This window comes from Sphingomonas montana (assembly GCF_001956315.1).
GTDB lineage: Bacteria > Pseudomonadota > Alphaproteobacteria > Sphingomonadales > Sphingomonadaceae > Sphingomonas_R > Sphingomonas_R montana.
Genome location: NZ_MOLY01000033.1, coordinates 1 through 20,130, shown reverse-complemented (window position 1 = coordinate 20,130; position 20,130 = coordinate 1). Strand labels below are relative to the sequence as shown.

16 protein-coding genes, 1 tRNA gene and 1 pseudogene are annotated in these 20,130 nt (G+C 69.5%); 14 read left to right on the top strand and 4 right to left on the bottom strand.

What is annotated here, in order from left to right:
• The 13 genes from tssG to BKY59_RS09120 all read left to right on the top strand — a co-directional run bounded on the left by tssG (position 1) and on the right by BKY59_RS09120 (position 17,908).
• Positions 1-1,074 carry a type VI secretion system baseplate subunit TssG gene (gene tssG, locus BKY59_RS09175; protein WP_083672012.1) on the top strand — a complete coding sequence of 358 codons (1,074 nt, stop codon included), beginning with the start codon at positions 1-3 and terminating at the stop codon, positions 1,072-1,074.
• Between the two features lie 103 nt (positions 1,075-1,177).
• Complete coding sequence (gene tssH, locus BKY59_RS09170; RefSeq protein ID WP_076070854.1) at positions 1,178-3,802, top strand: type VI secretion system ATPase TssH; 2,625 nt, start codon at positions 1,178-1,180, stop codon at positions 3,800-3,802.
• A 64-nt stretch (positions 3,803-3,866) separates the two neighbouring features.
• Entirely contained in the window at positions 3,867-4,355 is a 489-nt protein-coding gene (locus BKY59_RS09165) for an Hcp family type VI secretion system effector (RefSeq protein WP_083672011.1), read from the top strand.
• A gap of 5 nt (positions 4,356-4,360) precedes the next feature.
• Positions 4,361-4,528, top strand: a complete 168-nt coding sequence (locus BKY59_RS17680; protein ID WP_165374821.1) for a hypothetical protein — start codon at positions 4,361-4,363, stop codon at positions 4,526-4,528.
• A 3-nt stretch (positions 4,529-4,531) separates the two neighbouring features.
• Positions 4,532-6,910, top strand: coding sequence for a type VI secretion system Vgr family protein (locus BKY59_RS09160; protein ID WP_076070851.1), 2,379 nt, complete (start codon positions 4,532-4,534; stop codon positions 6,908-6,910).
• Positions 6,911-6,977: 67 nt separating this feature from the next.
• Positions 6,978-7,418 (top strand): hypothetical protein, encoded by a 441-nt coding sequence (locus tag BKY59_RS09155; protein ID WP_076070849.1) that lies wholly within the window; start codon positions 6,978-6,980, stop codon positions 7,416-7,418.
• 226 nt (positions 7,419-7,644) lie between these two features.
• Positions 7,645-9,282 (top strand): type VI secretion system-associated FHA domain protein TagH, encoded by a 1,638-nt coding sequence (tagH, locus tag BKY59_RS09150; RefSeq protein ID WP_076070847.1) that lies wholly within the window; start codon positions 7,645-7,647, stop codon positions 9,280-9,282.
• A 44-nt stretch (positions 9,283-9,326) separates the two neighbouring features.
• Entirely contained in the window at positions 9,327-10,673 is a 1,347-nt protein-coding gene (tssK, locus tag BKY59_RS09145; RefSeq protein ID WP_076070845.1) for a type VI secretion system baseplate subunit TssK, read from the top strand.
• The gene (gene icmH / locus BKY59_RS09140) at positions 10,670-12,118 is read left to right on the top strand and encodes a type IVB secretion system protein IcmH/DotU (protein WP_076070843.1); all 1,449 of its coding nucleotides are present in this window, start codon (positions 10,670-10,672) and stop codon (positions 12,116-12,118) included. Before tssK ends, icmH begins: the two co-directional genes overlap by 4 nt.
• Positions 12,115-15,723: a type VI secretion system membrane subunit TssM gene (gene tssM / locus BKY59_RS09135; RefSeq protein WP_083672009.1), complete on the top strand. Its 3,609-nt coding sequence runs from the start codon at positions 12,115-12,117 to the stop codon at positions 15,721-15,723. Before icmH ends, tssM begins: the two co-directional genes overlap by 4 nt.
• Positions 15,705-16,292 carry a type VI secretion system-associated protein TagF gene (gene tagF / locus BKY59_RS09130; protein ID WP_076070840.1) on the top strand — a complete coding sequence of 196 codons (588 nt, stop codon included), beginning with the start codon at positions 15,705-15,707 and terminating at the stop codon, positions 16,290-16,292. The genes tssM and tagF overlap by 19 nt, the downstream gene beginning before the upstream one ends.
• Positions 16,289-17,074: a PP2C family protein-serine/threonine phosphatase gene (locus BKY59_RS09125; protein ID WP_076070838.1), complete on the top strand. Its 786-nt coding sequence runs from the start codon at positions 16,289-16,291 to the stop codon at positions 17,072-17,074. Before tagF ends, BKY59_RS09125 begins: the two co-directional genes overlap by 4 nt.
• Before the next feature lie 54 nt (positions 17,075-17,128).
• On the top strand, positions 17,129-17,908 hold the full coding sequence (locus BKY59_RS09120; RefSeq protein WP_129586320.1) for a hypothetical protein: 780 nt from the start codon (positions 17,129-17,131) through the stop codon (positions 17,906-17,908).
• Positions 17,909-18,071: 163 nt separating this feature from the next.
• Here the strand turns inward: BKY59_RS09120 and BKY59_RS09115 are convergent, their stop codons facing one another.
• Positions 18,072-18,368 (bottom strand): hypothetical protein, encoded by a 297-nt coding sequence (locus BKY59_RS09115; RefSeq protein WP_129586319.1) that lies wholly within the window; start codon positions 18,366-18,368, stop codon positions 18,072-18,074.
• Between the two features lie 213 nt (positions 18,369-18,581).
• Between BKY59_RS09115 and BKY59_RS09110 the strand changes: the two genes are divergently transcribed.
• The gene (locus BKY59_RS09110) at positions 18,582-18,794 is read left to right on the top strand and encodes a hypothetical protein (protein WP_076070834.1); all 213 of its coding nucleotides are present in this window, start codon (positions 18,582-18,584) and stop codon (positions 18,792-18,794) included.
• A gap of 370 nt (positions 18,795-19,164) precedes the next feature.
• On the opposite strand, the gene BKY59_RS09105 is transcribed toward BKY59_RS09110, so the two are convergent.
• The 3 genes and pseudogenes from BKY59_RS09105 to BKY59_RS09095 form a co-directional block, all read right to left on the bottom strand.
• Positions 19,165-19,240 (bottom strand) — tRNA-Phe (locus tag BKY59_RS09105).
• A gap of 55 nt (positions 19,241-19,295) precedes the next feature.
• Entirely contained in the window at positions 19,296-19,481 is a 186-nt protein-coding gene (locus tag BKY59_RS09100) for a DNA gyrase inhibitor YacG (RefSeq protein WP_206362042.1), read from the bottom strand.
• Positions 19,447-20,130 (bottom strand): annotated as a pseudogene (locus tag BKY59_RS09095) (ribonuclease); the annotation flags it as partial. The pseudogene BKY59_RS09095 and the gene BKY59_RS09100, both read right to left, overlap by 35 nt.

Here is a 20,130-nt window from a genome sequence, read left to right as displayed (position 1 = left end):
ATGACGCCCGCCGTTCCCGCCTCCGGCCCCGCGCCTGTCGCCGCCCCCGCCCCCGCTGCCGAGCGCGCGCCCACCACGGCCCCCGCTCCGCGCGCGGAATTCTTCCAGGCGGTGCGCCTGATCCTGATGGCGGCGCAGGGCAGCGCCGGCGTCGGCGACGACAGCCGCGCGGCGGACGAACCGGTGCGGTTCCACGCCGCCGACGGCATGCGCCACCCGGATGCGGAACTGACCGCGCTCGTCCGCACCGCGCCGGACGCTCCGGTCGACATGACGGTCGCGTTCATGGGCCTGACCGGCCCGTCCGGCGTGATGCCAGACCATTATTCCGACCTGATGGTGGAACGCCGCCGCGCGCGGGACGAGGCGTTCGGCCAGTTCCTCGACATGTTCAACCACCGCGCGATCAGCCTGTTCTACCGCGCCTGGGCGAAATATCGCCTGCCCGTCCGGTTCGGCGCGGTCGATGCCGCCGGCCGCGCGGACGATCCGTTTACCCAGGCGCTCGCCGCCTTGTCCGGCATCACGCGGCTCGGCGACGATGCGCACATGCTGGCGATGGCCGGCCCGCTCAACCGCCGCGTGCGTTCGGCCGGCGCGCTCCGCCGGATGCTGGAGACGCTCTACGACCTGCCCGTCTCGATCATCGAGCTGCGCCCGCGGTGGATCCGCATCGCGCCGGACGAATGCACCCGGCTTCCCGCCGCGGATATCCCGAACGGCCACTACGCCGCCCTCGCGCGCGATGCCGTCATCGGGGCCGGCGCGTACGATCTGGCCGGCCGGTTCCGCATCCGGATCGGCCCGCTCGACCTGCCCACCTTCCGCGCCTTCTTCCAGCCGGACGGTATCCGCCACACGCTGACCCGGAGCATCCGGATGGCGGTCGGCGGCACGATCGATTTCGACCTTCAGCTCGTCCTGCGCGGCGATGCGGTTCCGCGGCTGCGGCTGGGCGATCCGGACGCGCCCGCCCATCTGGGGCAGAACAGCTGGCTGACGTCCGGCCCGAGCGTGGCGGACCGCGAGGATGCGATCCTGCCCGGCACGCTGCCCGCGGCGGCGGCGGCCTGATGCCCCGTGCCGTGCCCGCTCCACCACTGCCGCGTCGCGATGCCGTCATCGAACGGCGCGACACGCCACTTCCACCACCCCATCGCACAAGGACAAGCCGGGCATGAACCTCAAGACCCTGGTTGCACGGCTCGATCCGGTCGCGCGCGACATGCTGGAACAGGCGGTCGCGCTGGCGATGTCGCAGAGCCATTACGACGTCGAGATCGAACATTGGCTGCTCAAGCTCTGCGGCCGCACGGACGGACCGGTCGCGGCGATCCTGACGCATTTCGACGTCGATCCCGGCCGGCTGACGGCCGAGTTGAACGCGACGCTCGCGGGCTTCCGCACCGGCAACGGTCGTCCACCCGCGCTGTCGCCGCGTATCGTCCGGCTGGCGCGCGAGGCCTGGCTGTTCGCCTCGCTGGAACAGGGCGCGACTGCGATCTCGCCGGGCCATCTGCTCGCCGCGCTGCTCAACGACCGCGATCTGGGCGCCACCGCGCGCGATGCCGCGCCGCAGCTGAAGCGGATCAACGCCGAGACGCTGACGACGCATTTCGCGAAGATCGCGGGTGCCGGCGATACGACCCCGGCGACGGCGGGTGAAGCCGAAGCCGCCACCGCCGCGCCCCCCATGCCCGGCGGCGGCAAGGCGCTCGACACCTATTGCATCGACCTGACCGCGCGGGCACGGGCCGGCGGCATCGATCCGGTGCTCGGCCGCGATGCCGAAATTCGCCAGATCGTCGACATCCTGACCCGCCGGCGGCAGAACAACCCGATCCTGACCGGCGAGGCGGGCGTCGGCAAGACCGCGGTCGTCGAAGGGTTCGCCGCCCGCATCGTCGCGGGCGACGTGCCGGAGGCGCTGCGCGGCATCCGCCTGCTCAGCCTCGACCTCGGCCTGCTCCAGGCCGGCGCGGGCGTGCGCGGCGAATTCGAGAACCGCCTGAAATCGGTACTCCAGGAAGCCAAGGCGTCCCCCACTCCGATCGTCATGTTCATCGACGAGGCGCACAGCCTGATCGGCGCGGGCGGCAGCGAGGGTCAGGGCGACGCCGCCAACCTGCTGAAACCGGCGCTCGCCCGCGGCGAACTGCGCACCATCGCGGCCACCACATGGGCCGAATACAAGAAATATTTCGAAAAGGACGCCGCACTCACCCGCCGGTTTCAGGTCGTGAAGATCGAGGAGCCCGGCGAGGCGGCCGCGATCGGCATGATCCGCGGCCTCGTCGCGACGCTGGAAAAGCATCACGGCGTCCGCATCCTGGAGGATGCGGTGAAGGCGGCGGTCACGCTGTCGCACCGCTACATCTTCGACCGGCAACTGCCCGACAAGGCGATCAGCCTGCTCGATACCGCGTCGGCCCGCGTCGCGATGAGCCAGGCCGCGACGCCCGCCGCGCTGGAGGACGCGACCCGCCACGAAACCGCGCTGGGCGTCGAACGCGACATCCTGCTGCGCGAGGCGAAGGGCGGTGGGGACCACAGCGAACGGCTTGCCGCGATCGACGCGGAACTGGCGCGCGTCGCCGCGGACGTCGCAGCGCTGACCGCCCGGTGGCAGGACGAGCGGACCCGTGTGACCGAGCTGCGCACCGACCGCGACGCGCTGATCGCCGCGGACGAAGCGGGCGAGGCCGACATCCGCCCGCGCCTGTCCGCCGGGGCGGCCGAACTCGCCGCACTACAGGGCGAAAGCCCGATGGTGTTCGACGTGGTCGATCGGCACGCGGTGGCCGACGTCGTGGCCCTCTGGACCGGCATTCCGGTCGGCCGGATGGTGGCGGACGAGCTGCGCGACGTCCTCAACCTGGAATCGCTGATGGCCGAGCGGATCCGCGGGCAGGATCAGGCGCTCGCCGCGATCGGTGCCGCGATGCGCGCGTCGCGGGCCGGGCTCACCGACCCGCGCAAGCCCACCGGCGTATTCCTGATGGTCGGCGTGTCCGGCGTCGGCAAGACGGAGACCGCGCTGACGCTGGCCGACCTGTTCTACGGCGGCGCGGCCAACATGACCGTCATCAACATGAGCGAGTTCAAGGAGGAGCATAAGGTCTCGATGCTGCTCGGCGCGCCTCCCGGCTATGTCGGCTACGGCGAGGGTGGCGTCCTGACCGAGGCGGTGCGGCGCAAGCCGTTCGGCGTCGTCCTGCTCGATGAGATGGAGAAGGCCCATCCCGGCGTGCAGGACGTGTTCTACCAGCTGTTCGACAAGGGCCGGATCAAGGACGGCCAGGGGCGCGACATCGATTTCCGAAACACCATGCTGATCATGACGTCCAACGCCGGGTCGGACATGATCGAGAAGCTGTGCGCCGATCCCGATACGATGCCCGACGCCGCCGGGCTGACCGCGGCGTTGCGACCGGCGCTGCTCGAACATTTCCGCCCGGCCTTCCTCGGCCGCGTCACGGTCGTCCCCTACTTTCCGCTGTCGGCCGACACGCTGCGGGAAATCATCGTGCTGGCGCTCGTCCGCGTCGCCGACCGGATCCGCAGCAGCTACGGTGCGTCGCTGGTTTGGTCCGATGCGGTGGTGGACCTGATCGCCGGGCGCTGCACCGAAACGCAGAGCGGGGCGCGGAACGTGGAGGCGGTGATCGCCAACGGCATCGTGCCGGAACTGGCGGCCACGCTGCTTCAGCACCGTCACGACCAGCACGAAGTCAAACATGTCGAAATTAAGGTGGACCCTGTGGGAACCCTAACATATGATTGGAACGTTGAATCGCAGTAAGGCAACGCCATTCTGTAATAATTCTGGTTAAGACCGACATGGTCCATACGCGCAGGAGAAGCACATGCCCGTTTATATGAAGCTCGGCAGCCTCAAGGGTGCCGTCACGTCCGGCCCGTACAAGGACTGGATCGAAGTTGATTCGTACAGCTGGGGTTTCTCCGTCGCGGTGCAGACCACGGTCGGCGCAGCGGGCAATCGCCTTTCCGCCGGCAAGGTGACGCCGGGCGATCTTCACCTGGTGAAGCGTCAGGACGATACCACGACGCAGTTCATGCTGCAGGCACTGCAGGGCAAGAACACCGAAACCGCGACACTCGCCGTCACGGTCCAGGCGTCGGACAGCGGCGAAGCCAAGTATATCGAATATGTCATGAAGAACGTGATCTGCTCTTCCTTCTCGACCGCCGGCAGCACCGGCGCTGGCGAGCCGATGGAGAACATCTCGCTCAACTTTTCTTCGGTGGAATTCAACCAGTTCCTCAAGGACGAGGCCAATAACGAGCGCGCGGTGCGTGGTGGATACGACTTCACCAAGGCTGCGAAGGTCTGATCCGCTTGGCCGGCCCCGCCGCATCGCTCGCCGGTTCGATCCGGCGGCAGGTGCGGCGGGCCGGTACGACGGTCGCGGTCATGCCGCGGGATGGACATAGTCCCCCCCGCACGATCGCACCCGCCGCGATCCGCTCCGCCGATCCCTGTGTATTCGACACCATGATGGATTGAGCGATGGGCACGCGCGACGGCAACAAGTTCCTTCACATCCTCGAAGCCCCCGGCGATATCCAGAACTACAAGCTGTTCCGGATGGACGGGAGCGAGTCCATTTCCAGTGCGGAACCCTTCCGCCTGACGATCCGGTCGCAGGGCGATGTGCCGCCCGCCGCCGCCTGGCTCAACGCGTCGATCACCTTCTCGCTCGGCATGTCCGACGATAGCGAGCGCAAGATCAACGGTCGCTGCGCGCGGTTCGAACATCTGTACCACAAGGGCAGCTATGTCGAATTCGCAATCCTGGTCGAACCCGCCTTCGCGGCGCTGCGCCTGACCCGCGACCGCCGGCTGTTCACCGATCGCAGCCACAGTCAGGTCGTCGAAACCATCCTCGGCGAACATGCGATCACGTTCGACGACAGCCGTTACGGCCCCTCCGCGCCCCGCGCCTACATCGTCCAGCAGGACGAAAGCGATTTCGACTTCGTCAGCCGCCTGATGGAGGATGAGGGCGTCTTCTACTATTTCCGGTTCGACGAAGGGGCCGCTCCGTACAAGCACCGCATGTACATCGCCGGCGATCCGGCCGGCTATTATGACGGCGATCCGTTCGACCTGTCGTTCCGGCGCGATCACCTGCTGCGCGGGCTGCGCGACCTGCAGATGGGCTACAACTCGGCCCCGGCCGCGGTCGTCACGCACGACTATGACTTCACCAAGCCCGGCGATCTGTCGCCGATCACCGCGCCCAGCAAGCTGGATTGGGCCGCGCGCAAGGGACATGTCTATCATTGGGGCGGCGGCTATACCGACGCGGCGGCCGGTCGGGACCGCGCCAAGCTGCGGATCGAAGGGTCCGAAAGCGCCGCGGTGGTGATGAAGGGCAGCGGATCCTACGTCGCCTTCGCGCCCGGCGCGCGGTTCCAGGTGGACGACACGCGGCTCGACCCGCGCGAACGACGCATCGTGGTCCGGTCCGTCACGCACGACGCGTTCGATCCCTATTCCACGGCGGAAGGCGAACCGCATTACGAACAGACGTTCGAGGCGCAGCCCAGCACGCAGGTCTACCGCCCGGCCCGGCGCAGTGCCCCGCCGGTCGCCTCGCGCGGGCCGCAGACCGCGGTCGTCATCGACCAGAACGATCCCGAAGGACATGGCCGCATCAAGGTCAAGTTCCACTGGGACCGGACGGGCGCGTCGACCTGCTGGGTTCGGCTGGTGCAGGCCTGGGCGGGGGACGGCATCGGCGCGCAGTTCATACCGCGGCCCGGCATGGAGGTGCTGATCGACTTCATCGATGGCCGCCCCGATCGTCCGGTCGTGGTCGGCTCGCTCTACAACGGCCGCAACAAGCATAGCTTCGCCGTGCCCGCCAACCTGACGCAGGCCGGATTCCGGACGTCGGGCACCGGTGGTCTGGTCAATGAATTCCTGTTCGAGGACAAGGGCGGGGCCGAGGAGGTCTATCTCCATTCCGGGCGCGACTATCGCCGCATCGCGGACCGTCACGAAATCGTCGACGTCGCCCAGACGCTGACCACCAGGGCGCAGTCCTCCGCGCTCGATGTCGCCGACCGGATCGACATCCGCGCCGGCAAGTCGATCGTGCTGCATGTCGGCGGCAGCAAGCTGGTGATCGACGGCAACGGCATCTGGCTGGACGGGACGCAGATCAACCTGAACAGCGGCACCGCCCCCGCCATACCCTCAATCGCTGATCCCCGCCCCGCCGCCGCACTTGCGCCCGCCGGGGCCGGCCCCGTTGCGCCTGCGCCCGGCGGCGGTGCGCCCGCGGCGGCACCCGCTGCGCCGGCAGGACCGCCGGTCGCGATGGGCATCGACAAAACGCTGGGCCCCGCCGCAGCAGAGCTGGTGGCCAAATCGCCGAGCTTGTCGGGCGATCTGGCGGCGCTCGACGAGGCGGGTTGGCAAGTGAATTACGGCCCCGCCGGGGGGGGCACATTCGCCAACCGGCCGGCGCGGACGATCACGATCGACAAGGCACAGGCCGGCAATGCGCCCGCGCTGGTCCGTTCGCTGGCGCATGAAACCGGCCACGCGCGCTATCTCGGCGTCGAAGACCTGTCGTCCAAGGCGGCATATCTGCGATCGAAGCTTGCGGACGAAGGTGCCGCGACACTGTCGAACGTGCGTGCGCAGCGCGAGATTCTGGCGAACGGCGGTGCCGATATCGGTATTTCCGGCAATCCGGCGAACCAGCCGCAATATCGGACGGCCTATGACGCGTTCGTCAAGGACGGCGATGCAGCCAAGGCACGCGATGCGATCGGCAGCATTTACGGAGCGGGCGAAAAGACGTCGACCACCGGACAAAGCTATGCGGACTATTACGGGAGCTGGTATGATAAGAACTATCCCGCGAAGAATTGATTTCGGCCCCGCCTTCGCCGCGGTCCTGGCGGCCACGTTACTGGTCGGATGCGCCAGAGGAGACACCATGAACCGTCCTGCGAATCCGATCGACACTCTGATCCAGCGTATCCGCGGCGCAGGCCATATCGACCGTCCGGCGGTGGAGGCGATCACCGGCGCCGCGCTGAAGCCGACGACCGCGACGAACAGTTTCCAGTCCTATGCCGCGGACGGCATCCTGTCGGGCACTCTGGTCCTGTCCGTCGAATTGCGTGAACCGAAGCCCGGTAGCAATGCCACGGCGGGGCCGTTGCTGCTGCTCCGCATCGTCAAGGGATGCCCCGCGCGCAAGGACGTCGTGGCGCACTATGCGCCGCTGGCGATCAGCCAGACGCCGCGCGGCGGATCACTGGACGAGGAGACAAGCTGGTCCCGCAAGGAACCGTGGGGCCAGTTGTCGTTCGGGTTCGCCGAACGCGCGCCCGATTGCCTGAGCACGGTGGTGTTCGCGTTCGAAAAGCGCTGAACGACCGTTGGATCGGGGAGCACGGGTCCGCCCGGCGGTGCGCCGCGTCGACCGGCCGTCCCGTCCCTCCGAACCGGCTGGACACGGATAGTCCGATCATGCCGGCAGGCATCTACGGCAGCCGCACTAGCCGTATCGTCAACCGGAACGAGCGGGGGTGACAATCGTCCGGCACCGGCGGTACGAAGGGAAAACCAGACGATCTGCCGACCGAGGATATCTGCCGATGCGCCTGCGCCTGTTCCACAAGGACGACCTGACCAACCAGATCGACAGCCGCGCGCTGGACGAGGGGCAGTTGAGCATCGGCCGCGATGCGCGCGCCGACTGGTCGGTGGCGGATCCGGAACGCGGCATATCGCGCACGCACCTGACGATCGTGCATGCCGCAGGACGCACCACCGTGCGCGACACGAGTTCGAACGGCGTGTTCCTGGGCGAACCGCGGCAGCGGCTGGAACGCGACCGGCCGGTTCCGGTCGGCCCGGGCGACGTCATCCGGTTCGGCCCGTTCGTCCTGCTGCTGGAGGACAGTCGCGCATCGGCAGCGTCCGCAGCGCCGGCCCCGATCCTGCCCGAACCGGGCCGGTCGCCGTTCGGTGCGCCGGAGGGGCTCGATCCGCCGCGGGGTGAATCGACCCCCCGCCGGCTCGATCCGTTCGCCAGTGCGATGCGCCCCGACCCGCTGGTCGACGCCCATCGCCAGCCGCAGGACGGCGTCGATGCCGATGCCTGGGAACGGCGGCCCGATCGCGATGCCGACGGCTGGAACGCCGGAACGGGCAGCCGGCGCGCGGACCCGCCGGTGATCGGGACCGAACGGGCCTGGACGGCGCCGCCGGCCGAGGCGCGCGATCCGGGCTATGGTTTTGACGCCCCGTTCTCCAGCCCCATCCTGCACGCGCCCGCCGTGCCCGCGGCCGCCACGCAGATCCCGTCCGACTGGGCGCTGGCCGACGCGGTGATCCCGCCCGAGGCCGACCCCGTCCACATGGCCCCCGTAGCACCCGTGACACCCGTCGCCGCTCCGATCGAGGTCGCCCCGCCGCCCGTTCCGGTCGAACCGCTTGTCCCCCCGGGCCTGTCCATGCCCATGCCCGGGCCCGACCGGATCCCGCCCGATGTCGATCTTGCCGACGGCGCCGCGCCGGCCGCCCCGCCCCGCCCCGCGCCGCCGGAAATGCCGCCGGGTCCATCGTTCGTGGCCGCCCCGGCGATGCCCCCGACGACAGCGGCTGCCCCGCAGCATCCGGCCGCTCGCGGGCCGGCGGCGGACGATGCGCTGTTCGACGCGTTCTGCGCGGGGGCCGGCCTGTCGCCGACCAGCTTCGTCAACGAGGACCGCGCCGCGCTGATGCACCGGCTGGGCACCATCTACCGCCAGGCGATCCTGGGGCTGGCCGACGTGATGGGCGAACGCACCGCGCTGAAGGACGAATATCGCATGAGCCGCACCCAGGTTCGGGCGGAAGGAAACAATCCGTTCAAATGGGTGCCGCCGCAACGCATTGCGATCGACCTGCTGCGCACCGAGGACAGCGGCTACACCACGGGCGCCGCCGCGCTGAACGAGGCGTTTCACGACGTGAAGGCGCATCTGCTCTGCATGCTGGCCGGCATGCGCGCCGCGCTGGGCGCCACCTTCGACGCGCTTGGGCCGGACGAGATCGAGCGTCGGCTCGCCAGCCGCAACTATCTGATCCGGACGCAGCGCGATGCCGCCGCCTGGATCGAATATGCCGATCGCTATGCCGAAATACGGCGCGAGGCGGATTCGAGCAGCGAAGGCATCATAAACGCCGCCTTCCGATCGGCCTACGAACGACAACTGGAAGAGATTCGGGTTTACGGCGCACGCCGTTGACCCGATAGATGCGTTCGGCCGAGAGGCGGGGGGATAGACAGGGCATGTACTGGCACAACAAGGTCCTGTGGTCCGAAGGCATGTTCCTGCGGACGCAGCATTTCCAGCAGATGGAACGCTATCTCGAACGCCAGACCGAGGACATGGCGCGGTTCCTGAACCCGCTCGGCTGGGGCTTCGCGCGGCTGGAAATCGACGAGGCATTGCTCCGCACCGGCACGTTCGCGCTGTCCCGCGCGGCCGGCATTCTGCCCGACGGCACGCTGTTCGACCTGCCGGGCGCGGACGATCATCCGCAACCGCTCACCCCGCCCGGTGACCTGACGAACAGCATCATCCATCTGGCGCTGCCGATCCGCCGCGCGGGGGCGTTCGACACCCGGCTGTCCGCGACGGGCGGCCAGGCGCTCCGCTGGCTGGGGCACGAAACCGAAATCAACGACGTCATCGCCGATTCACAAGGGTCGGCCCCGATCACGATCGGCAAGCTCGACCTGCGCCTGCTCCACGATCAGCAGGAACTGGCCGGCTACGTCACGCTGCCGCTCGCCCGCCTGATCGAAAAGCGCACCGACGGGTCGCTGGTGCTCGATCCCGACTTCATCCCCACCGCGATCAGCTGCGCGGTGTCGAACCGCCTGACCAGCCTGATCGCCGAGGTGCGCGGCCTGCTCCAGCACCGCGGATCGGCGATCGCGGCGCGGCTGGCGAACCAGAGCGGACGCAGCGTCGCGGAGATCAGCGACTTCCTCGTGCTGATGCTCGTCAACCGCAACGAGGCCGTCGTGCGCCATATCGGCACGCTCGGCGACCTTCATCCGCAGGAACTCTACCGCACGCTCGTCGGGCTGGCGGGCGAACTGGCGACGTTCACCGAAACCGGCACCAACCGTCCGCCCGTCTTCCCGGACTATCGCCACAACGACCTGCAGGCCAGTTTCGCGCCGCTCGTCGCCTTCCTGCGCGAGGCGTTGAGTGCGGTGTTCGAACAGACCGCAATCCCGATCCCGCTGGAGGACCGCGCCTACGGCATCCGCGTGGCGAAGGTCGGCGACCGGTCGCTGTTCGCGGACTGCATGTTCGTGCTGGCCGCGCGGTCGAGCATCGACGGCGAACTGATCCGCGCGAACCTGCCGAAACGCGCGACGATCGGCGCGGTGGAGCGGATCCGCGATCTCGTGAACCTCCAGCTCGGCGGCGCGCCGATCCGCGCGCTGCCCGCCGAACCGCGGCAGATCCCGTTCCGCGCGGGCATGATCTATTTCGAGATCAACGCCAATTCGGACGACTGGCAGCTGATCGAACGGTCCGGCGGCATCGCGGTCCATGTGTCGGGCGATGTGCCCGACCTCGAACTGGAACTCTGGGCCATTCGCGGGCGCGTCCGGTGACCGGCCGCAACCCGTTCGAGCCCGACGAGGGCGACCGCACCATCATCGGCCGCCCGGCCGGTGGTGCGGGGCCGACCCCGCCGCCCGAGGATGACGGCGACCGGACGCAAATCCGCGGTCCGGGCCAGTCGCCACCCGCCGGCCCCAGCCCGTTCGATCCGGTCCCCAGCACCCCGCCGGTCGGTGCCTCCGCTGCCGCGCGGCCGACCCTGCCGGGCAGTCCGTTCAACGCGGCCCCGCTGTCGCTCGACACGTTCCAGGCGGCTAGCGCGAACCCGCTGCTGGCGGCCGGCGCACCGCTGATCGTGCTGGCCAACACGTTGCGCGGCGTCACCGACCATCCCGATGTCGTCCGCCTGCGTCGCACCATCGTGGACGAACTGCGCACCTTCCAGGCGCGCGCGCGTGAACTGGGCGTGGGCGAGGAGGACGTCCGCTACGGCCATTACGCGCTGTCCGCGCTGATCGACGAGGTGATCCTGTCGACGCCGTGGGGCACGCGGGGCAGTTGGGGCAAGCAGACGCTGGTCGCGACCTTCCACAACGAGGTGGTCAGCGGCGACCGGATGTTCGAGATCGCCGATGCGCTAGAGGCACGGCCCGGCCGCTCGCCCAACCTGCTCGAACTCATCTATGTCTGCCTGTCGTTCGGGTTCGAAGGGCGGATGCGGTTGGAACGCGGCGGCGCCAGCAAGCTCGTCCAGCTGCGTGACCGGCTGTTCGGCGCGATCCGCAACCTGCGCGGGCCGGTCGAACGCGGGCTGTCCCCGGCGTGGAAGGGCGTCGATGCGGCGTATCAGCCGATCGCGCGGCAGACCCCGCTCTGGGTCTGGCTGGCGGGTCTCGCAGCGCTCCTGCTCGCGCTCTATGCCGGGTTCGTGCTGCGGCTGGCGTCGCTCGGCGACCGCGCGGTCGCGCCGCTGACCGCCACCTACCGGGCGGGGCCGGCCAGCCTCAATCGCTCCGCCCCCGCCCCCGCATCCGATGACCGGCTGTTCCTGACCATCCTCGACATCCTGAAACCGGATATCGACGCGGGCCGGGTGCAGGTGTCCGACGATCCGGGATCGGTGCTGGTCCGGATGCGCGACCGGGGGCTGTTCGCCTCCGGGTCCGCCGATCTCGATCCGGGCTATGGCGAGACGACCGCGCGCATCGCGCAGGCGATCGGCCTGACGCAGGGGCAGGTGCCGCTGACCGGCCACACCGACAACCAGCGGATCGCCTCGCTCCGCTACCCGTCGAACCAGTCGCTGTCCGAGGCGCGCGCCGCCGCGGTGGTGGCGGCCCTGGCGGGTGCCGGCATCCCGCCCGACCGGATGGTGCCGACCGGCGTGGGCGAAAGCCAGCCCGTCGCCGACAATGGCGACGATGCCGGCCGCCGCCAGAACCGGCGCGTCGAAATCGTCATTCCCAAGACCTATGCGGGGCAGAACGGCCGATGATGCACTGGCCCTGGATCTACTGGATCCGCCGTCTGTTCGTGCGCCCGCCGCGCTGGGTGCTCATCCTGCTCGGCATCCTGCTGGTCGCCGCGCTCGTCTGGTTCGTCGGGCCGCTGATCGCGATTGCCGGCCATGTCCCGCTGGGCGGCGTCTGGGTCCGGCTGGCGGTGATCGCGGCGATCGTGCTGGGCTTCGTCGCGCGGCATTACTGGAAACGCTGGCGCGCCGGCGTCCGCAACCGCGAGATGGTGTCGGCGCTGGGCGACGCACCCGCCGCCCCCGTCGTCCCGGCGCAGGACCTTGCGGCCGAGGATGTCGCCGCGATGGAGGAACGCGCGCAGAAGGCGCTGGCCATGATGCGCGACACGCGCGTCGGCAAGAACCGCGAATATATCTACGAACTTCCATGGTACGTCATCATCGGCCCGCCGGGTGCCGGCAAGACCACCGCGCTCCAGAATAGCGGGCTCGATTTCCCGGCGGCGCAGGCGCTGGGCGACGGCCCGGTTCGCGGTATCGGCGGCACGCGCAACACCGAATGGTGGTTCACCGACCAGGCCGTGCTGATCGACACGGCCGGCCGCTACACCACGCAGGACAGCGACGAGGCCGTCGATGCGCAGGCGTGGCGCGGCTTCCTCGACCTCCTGAAACGCCACCGCCCGCGCCAGCCGGTCACCGGGATCCTGGTCGCGATCTCGGTCACCGACCTGACCGGCGCGGACGAAAGCGCCGCGATCGTCCACGGCCGCGCGATCCGCCAGCGGATCAACGAGGTCCACGCCGCGTTCGGCGTCCGCACGCCGGTTTATGTGCTCATTACCAAGCTCGACCTGCTCGCCGGCTTCACCGAATTCTTCGACGACATGTCGGCCACCGACCGCGAACAGGTCTGGGGCCATACCGGCGCGATGGCCAACGGCGTCGCCGTGCCGCTGATGACGGGGTTCGATGCCGAGTTCGACGCATTGGTCGAACGGCTCGACCAGCGCCGGCTGATGCGCGTCCAGACCGAACAGGACATGCAGCGCCGCGGGCTGATCTTCGCCTTCCCGCAACAATTCGCCTCGATCCGCGCGCCGCTGGCCCAGATGCTGCGGACGATCGCGCAGGACAGCAAGTTCGAATCCGCCCCGCTCGTCCGGGGCTTCTACTTCACCAGCGGCACGCAGTTCGGCCGCCCGATCGACCGGCTGCTCGGCGCGCTGTCGACCCGCTTCGGCCTGCCGCTGGGCCAGGGCCACCGCGAGACCGCCCGCGGCCGCAGCTACTTCCTGCGTGACCTGCTGACCCGCGTGGTCTTTCCCGAAGCCGCGCTGGCCGGGCGCGACCTGAAGGCGGAACGCCGCGTCTGGCGGATCAAGGCAGCCGCGATCGGCCTCGCCGGCACGGTGGCTCTGATCCTCGCCATCCTCTGGCTGACCAGCTACCTCCGCAATGCCGACATGCTGGCCCGACTGGAACTGCGCTCGGGCGAACTGCAGCGCGCCGTCCGCACGCTGCCGCCCGGCACGATCAGCGACAGCGACCTCGTGGACGTCCTCGATCCGCTCAACCGCGCGCGCGCGCTGCCCTTCGCCAGCACCGCGCTACCTGCCGATCGCGACCCCGGCTTCTCCTGGGGCGTCGGCCAGCTGTCGACCATCCGGCCACAGGTCGACGGCGCGTACCATAATCTGCTCAACCGCCAGTTCCTGCCCCGCCTGCTGCTGGGGCTGGAGGATCAGTTGACCGCGCTGACCAGCGGCCAGGCCGATCCGAATGCCGATCCGCGGGCGCAGACCTATGCGCTGCTGCGGCTCTACCTCATGCTCGGGCGTGCGGCGGGGGCACCGCTCGATCGCGGCGCGATCGCGGCTGCGTTCGACGACCGCTGGAGCGACCAGTTCCCGAGCGAAGACCAGGTCCCGGTCCGCGACGCGCTCCGCCGGCATCTGGCCAGCCTGCTCGCCGGGCCAATCATGCCCCCTGCGCTCAACGCCACGCTGATCGCGGCCGCCCGGTCGCAGGTCGCCAGCCTCGGGCCGGGCGAACGCGTCTATGCGCAGATGCTGAACGACCCGGGTCTGCGGAACCTGCCCGAATTCACGCTGGCCGAAGTGCCCGGCGTCGGCAGTTCGCGGCTGTTCACGCGCAGATCCGGCGCGCCGCTCACCACCGGCGTGCCCGGCATGTTCCGCCGGCGGGTTTTCTACACCAGCGTGGCGCCCGCCATCGCGCGTTACGCCACGCAATCCGCCAACGAAAGCTGGGTCACCGGCGTACCCACCGCCTCCGCCGGGCCGATGAGCAGCGAGGCCGGCCGCATCAAGGATGCGCTGCTGACCACCTACCTTGCGGACTTCACCCGCCGCTGGGATGCGCTGATCGACGACACGATCGTCAGCGGCGAACGGCCGATGGACGAACGCCTGCAGGTCGCCGTCCGCCCACCCTCCCCGGTCAAGGCGCTGTTCAACGCCTGGGCCGACGAAACCGACCTCACCCCGCCGTCGCTGACGAAGGGCAAGGGGTCGGCCGCGCTGAAGGTCGGGTCGATCTTCTCGCGCAACATCTACCGCGGGCTGCAACGCGCCGACCAGGTCCGGTCGGCCGCCAACACCGCGCCCAAGGGCCCGCCCGGCCCGCTGGACGAGGTGATCGAACATTTCCGCTGGCTGCGCGAAATGTCGCCCGCGTCCGGCCCCGCCCCCGTCGACGACGCGCTGATCGCGCTGACCGCGGTCGGCGAAACCGGCACCGCGCTCCGTTCCGCCGCGGGGCTGGGCGATCCGATGCTGCAACGGGACCGGACGGCGGGCGCGATGGCGGCGACGGCCCGGCTGGGGCAGGTCGCGGCCACGCTGCCCCCCGCGGCCGGTGCGCTGTTCCGCGGGTTCGTCACGGCGTCCACCGGTGCGCTGAACCGCACGGCGCGCGCGGGCATCAAGACCGCCTATGCCGGCGAACTGCTGCCCGAATGCCGGTCGATCCTGGCGCAGGGCTTTCCGTTCGGCCCACCCGGCCCGCGACAGGTATCAATCGACGATTTCAGCCGGCTGCTGCGCCCCGGTGGCCTGATCGACACTTTCCAGAAAACCAACCTGGCCGGACAGATCGATCCGGTCCGCTGGACGCTGACCCCGTCCGGCCGCGCGCTCGGCCTGTCAGGCGCGGCGGTGCGGCAGTTCCAGGCCGCCGACCGGATCCGCACGGTCTTCTTCAAACCCGGCGACATCCGGCCGAACGTCCGCTTCGTGATCGAACCGATCCGCATCGCGGGCGACGCGCAGACCGTCACGATCACCGTGGACGGCACCCCCGCGACGTTCGACCGGACGACCCGCCGCGCCACCGAACTGCGCTGGCCCGGTCCGGTCCCCGGCGTCACGGTCAGCGTGCAGCATGAAGGTGCGCCCGCCCCCAGCGTCCGCACCTGGACAGGCGACTGGGCATTTTCGCAGATGCTGTCCGAAATGCGGCTCCGCTCCGTCAACCGCAGCGGCTTCGTCTTCGATATGGTCGATGGCGCCGCCTCGGGCAGCTTCCGCGTGCGGATCCTGAACACCGCCAACCCCTTCATGCTGCGTGATCTCCGGACCTTCGCATGTCCGTCGAACCTCTGACCGCGCCCGCGATCCGGGCCGTCATCGGCCTGACGGGCAAGCTGCCCGCGCACGGTGATTTCGTGCGGCGCGGCGACGGTCCGGCAACCGCGCGCTATGATCGCTGGCTTGCCGCCGCGCTGGCCGATGCCGCCACGTCGGACCGCGAGGCGCTGATGCGAAACATGGCCGCGCTGCCAGCCTGGCGGTTCGTGGCGGCAGACGACGGCAGCGATGTCGTGGCCGGCGCGCTGGTCGCCAGCCATGACAAGGTCGGCCGGATCTACCCGCTGATCGGCCTTGCGATCCTGCCCGGTGCCGCGCACGCACAGGCCGAGGCATGGGCTGCGCAGGCCGCGGCGGTTCTGACCGCCGCGCGGGACGCGGGCGACACGGCCGATGCCCTTGCCGCCGCGCTGTCCGCCCTGCCGGTCGGTCCCGATCGGGATCCCGCCCCCCCGCACACATGCTGGTGGCGCGAACTTGACGCGATCCGGCTGGACGGCCCGGCGACCGCGTTGCCGACCGGGGACGGCTTCGCCCGCCTGCTGCATGACGACGACCTCGAACAAGGGAACAGCCCGACATGACCGCAGGCGGCTTCACCTTCGAAACCGCCGAACGCACGCATGTCGGCCGCGTCCGTACCCTGAACGAGGATCGCGTCCTGTCCCGCCCCGTCCCCGGCCTCTGGGCGGTCGCGGACGGCATGGGCGGGCACCAGGCCGGCGATCTGGCCAGCACGATGCTCGTGGAGGCGCTGGCCGAGGTCAATACGCTGGGGTCGGGCTACGCCTTCCTCGACGCGGCGCAGGAAAGCGTCCAGCGCGTCAACCGCACGCTCGTCGCCCATGCCCGGCTGTCGCGGCCGGGCACGGTGATCGGGTCGACGGTCGTCGCGCTGCTCGCCTATGCCGGCCATTATGCCTGCCTCTGGGCGGGGGACAGCCGCGCCTATCTGCTGCGCGACGGGCGGATCGAACAGATCACCCGCGATCACAGCATGGTGCAGGAGATGATCGATTCCGGCGCGCTCAACCGCGCCGATGCGCGCAGTTTCGGGCGGTCGAACGTCATTACGCGCGCAGTCGGCGTGAACGACCGGCTGGCGCTCGACGTCCATCAGGGTCCGATCGTGGCGGGCGACATCTTCCTGTTGTGTTCGGACGGGCTGAACACGATGCTCGACGACCGCGACATCCACGGGTTGATCCAGGGCCGGTCGCTCGACGCGGCGGCCGACGCGCTGCTCGCGCTGACGCTGGAACGCGGGGCGAAGGACAATGTCAGCCTGATCCTGATCCGCGCCGATGCTGCCGTCGACGATACGCTCCGCATCCAGGCTCGCGGCGAATGGGCCGGTGCCTGGTGATCCGGCCTGGATACCGTGCGGCCGTAGCGCGGGCCCTGCGATGAGGACATGTTCGTGACCGGGGACAAGCCCCCCGCCACCAAGCGTTACGGGATCGATCCGGACGCGATGTTCGACCTCCGGTTGACCACCACCATATCCGAACTGGTGGCCATGCCCGTCGATGCGCGGTCGGCCGACTGGACGGACCACCTGCTCGGCGCGCTGTGGAACGGGTCGGTCGAAATCGCCACGCCGCCCTTCTTCGAAGGGCCGGACGGCTTCACCTATCTGCGGCTCGACGTGCCGCGGGGCGGGGCTGCCTTCGACTCCAACTGCCTGGCCCGCCAGGCGGAAATGCTGGTCGCCACCGGACGGGGTGCCGCGCTCTTCGCCTCGGTGGAAGCGACCGAACCGGCCTATGTGCTGCCGATGGGCGTGATCGGGTCAATGCTCAGCTATGACGATCATCGCGGCGACCCGACCGATCTGGCGGAGATTGCGGGTCAGGATGGGGCGCTGCGCGAAACGCTTCCAGCCGGGTCCGAGGTGCTGGTCGGCGCGCCATCCCGCGACTTCCTCAGCCCGCATCAGGCCCGCGCACTGCACCACCACCTCGTCCACGGCTGGGGCGTCGCCGACCCGCGCGTCGCGCTGCTCGTGACGCCCGGCGACCGCCCGTCGCGCAGCCTCGTACTCGACCGGACACCGGCGGAAGTGCCCGGCGACCCGGACTCCCTGACGATGGTCGTCCGGATGCTGCTCTGGTATCTGCCGCCGAAACGCGTCCTGGCGCTACGACCGGACTGGCTAAAGGTCTCCAGCATGAACCGGCTCGCCGATTATATCGCCTGACGGCGGCACGTCCGGACCGGAGGCGACCTCGGGCAAGTGGCCCACGTTACACCTCGTGGTAACGATGGACGACGTTCCGGGGCGGGTCGGACATGTTGCCGGCCACCGGATTTCGGCGGGCTTGGGCGGCACCTCGTTGCCGGGAGCGCCGCCCGCGCTGAGCTCAGTTGCCGTTGATGACCGCGTTCTTCTGGGCATCGGACATGGAACTCGCGTCCACGTCGGCATCGTCGATCGCCTTTTCCTTGGCATCGGCGGCAGCGCGCGTCGTTTCCGCCTTTGCCTTCATCAGGTCCCGGTCGGTCCCGCCCATCTGCGTCGCGGCCGCGTCCATTGCGTCCGCCTTGTTTTCCAGTGCGTCGTGCGCCTGATCGCCCAGCTTGTCGTCGCCCTTGCCGCCGCATGCGGAAAGCGCCAACAGGCCGGCACCAAGGGCCGCAATCATCGAAACGCGCATCATCTTCTCCTGCTTGCCGTTCAGTCGGCCGAATGCGTATCCGCATCCGACCTTACCGGATTGGCCCAACCGTCGATCCGGCGATCGGTTGCGTAGGCCATGGTACGGTACCGTACGCGGCGCGGTGCCGCGGGTCGCCACGATCCTCGTGGTGACTGCGATCAATCTGCTACGCGCGCCGGGGACAGATCACGCATCGCATAGGAAGGCATCGTCATGAGCAAGAGCAAGGGCCGCACCGGCGCACAGGGCCGCGCCAATATCGCGCCGCCCCCGACCGCGGCCCAGCTCGCCGCGGCGCAGTCCGAAATCGTCAAATGCGAATCATGGCTCGCCGAACTGGCGACCGGCCATCCGTCGGCGAAGACATGGCGAACCCGGCTGAAGGCCGCCCAGGCGATCATGGCACGCGCGCCGCGGGGACCCTGAACGCTGGGACGGGCGCCTGTACCGGATCCAGCTTCCCGCTTAGGGGCACGATGATTCGCGGTTGGTTCACGCCACAACCGCTCGTCCTGAGCAGGGGCTGAGCGAAATCAAAGCCTTTCCTGAGCGCCGTCCTGGCAGGCAGTCAAACGATCCGCATCGAAGGATCGCACAACGCCGGAGGCCGTGCTGCAATACGGCTCCTCGATACGCGCCTGCGGCGCTACTCGGAAGCTTAACGTCGCTGCCTGAATACACCAGCCGGACGTCAGTGCTTGTCGCTCGCTGCAGTCCGGGATGACGAACGGTCGAAGCCCATCGATCCCGACGTCAACGCACCCAGCAAAAGCAGATTTCCGACCGTCGTGGAAAGTGGTGCCCGGAGACGGATTCGAACCGCCGACACCGTGATTTTCAGTCACGTGCTCTACCAACTGAGCTATCCGGGCAGGACAGGGTCGGAGCGGGGCCTATAGACAGCGGATCGCACCCCTGTCCAGCGCTTCATGTATCCTGCTGGTCGGAATCCTCCACCGGCGGGCCGGGCACGCGATATCCATCACCCAGCCATTGCAGCAGGTCGCGATCGCGGCACCCCTGGCTGCAGAACGGATCATAGGCTGGCGTCACGGGCGCGCCGCAGACGGGGCAGCCGCTACGCGCGCGGCGGGGGGTGATCGGTCTCGACATAGCCCGATGATATGGCCCGGCCCGCATCGCCCCGCAAGGCGACGGCCGTCCCCGTCCGGCGGCCGAGCGCGGCCGTCCAGTCCGGCCGGGCCGCGATCCGCGCGATCACCGCCGGGGCCGCCACCAGCGTCCGCGTGCCGATCCCCGCCGTTCGTTCCGCCTGCCGCACCAGCGCCAGTGCGGCCGACAGCACCGGATCGGCCGCCAGCAGTTCGGGCAGGCTGGCCCGCGTCCGCCGCCGCACAATCTGGAGGAAGCCGAATCCGTTCACCGCGGTCCGTTCGAACGGTTGCGGCAGGATGGCATCCACCGCCGCCCCCACCGCCTGCCGCGCCGCCTTGTCCGCCACGGTCGGCAGGTCGATGCCGATCGACCCACCGATCCCCATCCGGCGGATCGCGCGCGCCGCGGCCCGCGCGCCCGCCATCGCCAGCGCGGCCGGCGGCAGTACGCCGTCCACGTCGAACAGCGTCATCGCCGGCGTGACCGACAGGCGCAGCGCCCCGCCCTCAAAATCGATCGCGCCGCCGGTCGCTTCCTCGATCAGTTCGGACCAGCCTGCCGCCTCCAGCAGGTCGGGGCCATGCACCGGCGCCTCGCGCACCGGTCCGCCGTCCGCCGCCAGCCGCGCCGCCAGGTCCGGCCCGTC

What these genes read in the sequence shown, in the direction of transcription:
- tssG (WP_083672012.1), top strand. Translation starts at nt 1, where the DNA reads ATGACGCCCGCCGTTCCCGCCTCCGGCCCCGCGCCTGTCGCCGCCCCC.
- tssH (WP_076070854.1), top strand. Translation starts at nt 1,178, where the DNA reads ATGAACCTCAAGACCCTGGTTGCACGGCTCGATCCGGTCGCGCGCGAC.
- BKY59_RS09165 (WP_083672011.1), top strand. Translation starts at nt 3,867, where the DNA reads ATGCCCGTTTATATGAAGCTCGGCAGCCTCAAGGGTGCCGTCACGTCC.
- BKY59_RS09160 (WP_076070851.1), top strand. Translation starts at nt 4,532, where the DNA reads ATGGGCACGCGCGACGGCAACAAGTTCCTTCACATCCTCGAAGCCCCC.
- BKY59_RS09155 (WP_076070849.1), top strand. Translation starts at nt 6,978, where the DNA reads ATGAACCGTCCTGCGAATCCGATCGACACTCTGATCCAGCGTATCCGC.
- tagH (WP_076070847.1), top strand. Translation starts at nt 7,645, where the DNA reads ATGCGCCTGCGCCTGTTCCACAAGGACGACCTGACCAACCAGATCGAC.
- tssK (WP_076070845.1), top strand. Translation starts at nt 9,327, where the DNA reads ATGTACTGGCACAACAAGGTCCTGTGGTCCGAAGGCATGTTCCTGCGG.
- tssM (WP_083672009.1), top strand. Translation starts at nt 12,115, where the DNA reads ATGATGCACTGGCCCTGGATCTACTGGATCCGCCGTCTGTTCGTGCGC.
- tagF (WP_076070840.1), top strand. Translation starts at nt 15,705, where the DNA reads ATGTCCGTCGAACCTCTGACCGCGCCCGCGATCCGGGCCGTCATCGGC.
- BKY59_RS09125 (WP_076070838.1), top strand. Translation starts at nt 16,289, where the DNA reads ATGACCGCAGGCGGCTTCACCTTCGAAACCGCCGAACGCACGCATGTC.
- BKY59_RS09115 (WP_129586319.1), bottom strand. Translation starts at nt 18,368, where the DNA reads ATGATGCGCGTTTCGATGATTGCGGCCCTTGGTGCCGGCCTGTTGGCG.
- BKY59_RS09110 (WP_076070834.1), top strand. Translation starts at nt 18,582, where the DNA reads ATGAGCAAGAGCAAGGGCCGCACCGGCGCACAGGGCCGCGCCAATATC.
- BKY59_RS09100 (WP_206362042.1), bottom strand. Translation starts at nt 19,481, where the DNA reads ATGTCGAGACCGATCACCCCCCGCCGCGCGCGTAGCGGCTGCCCCGTC.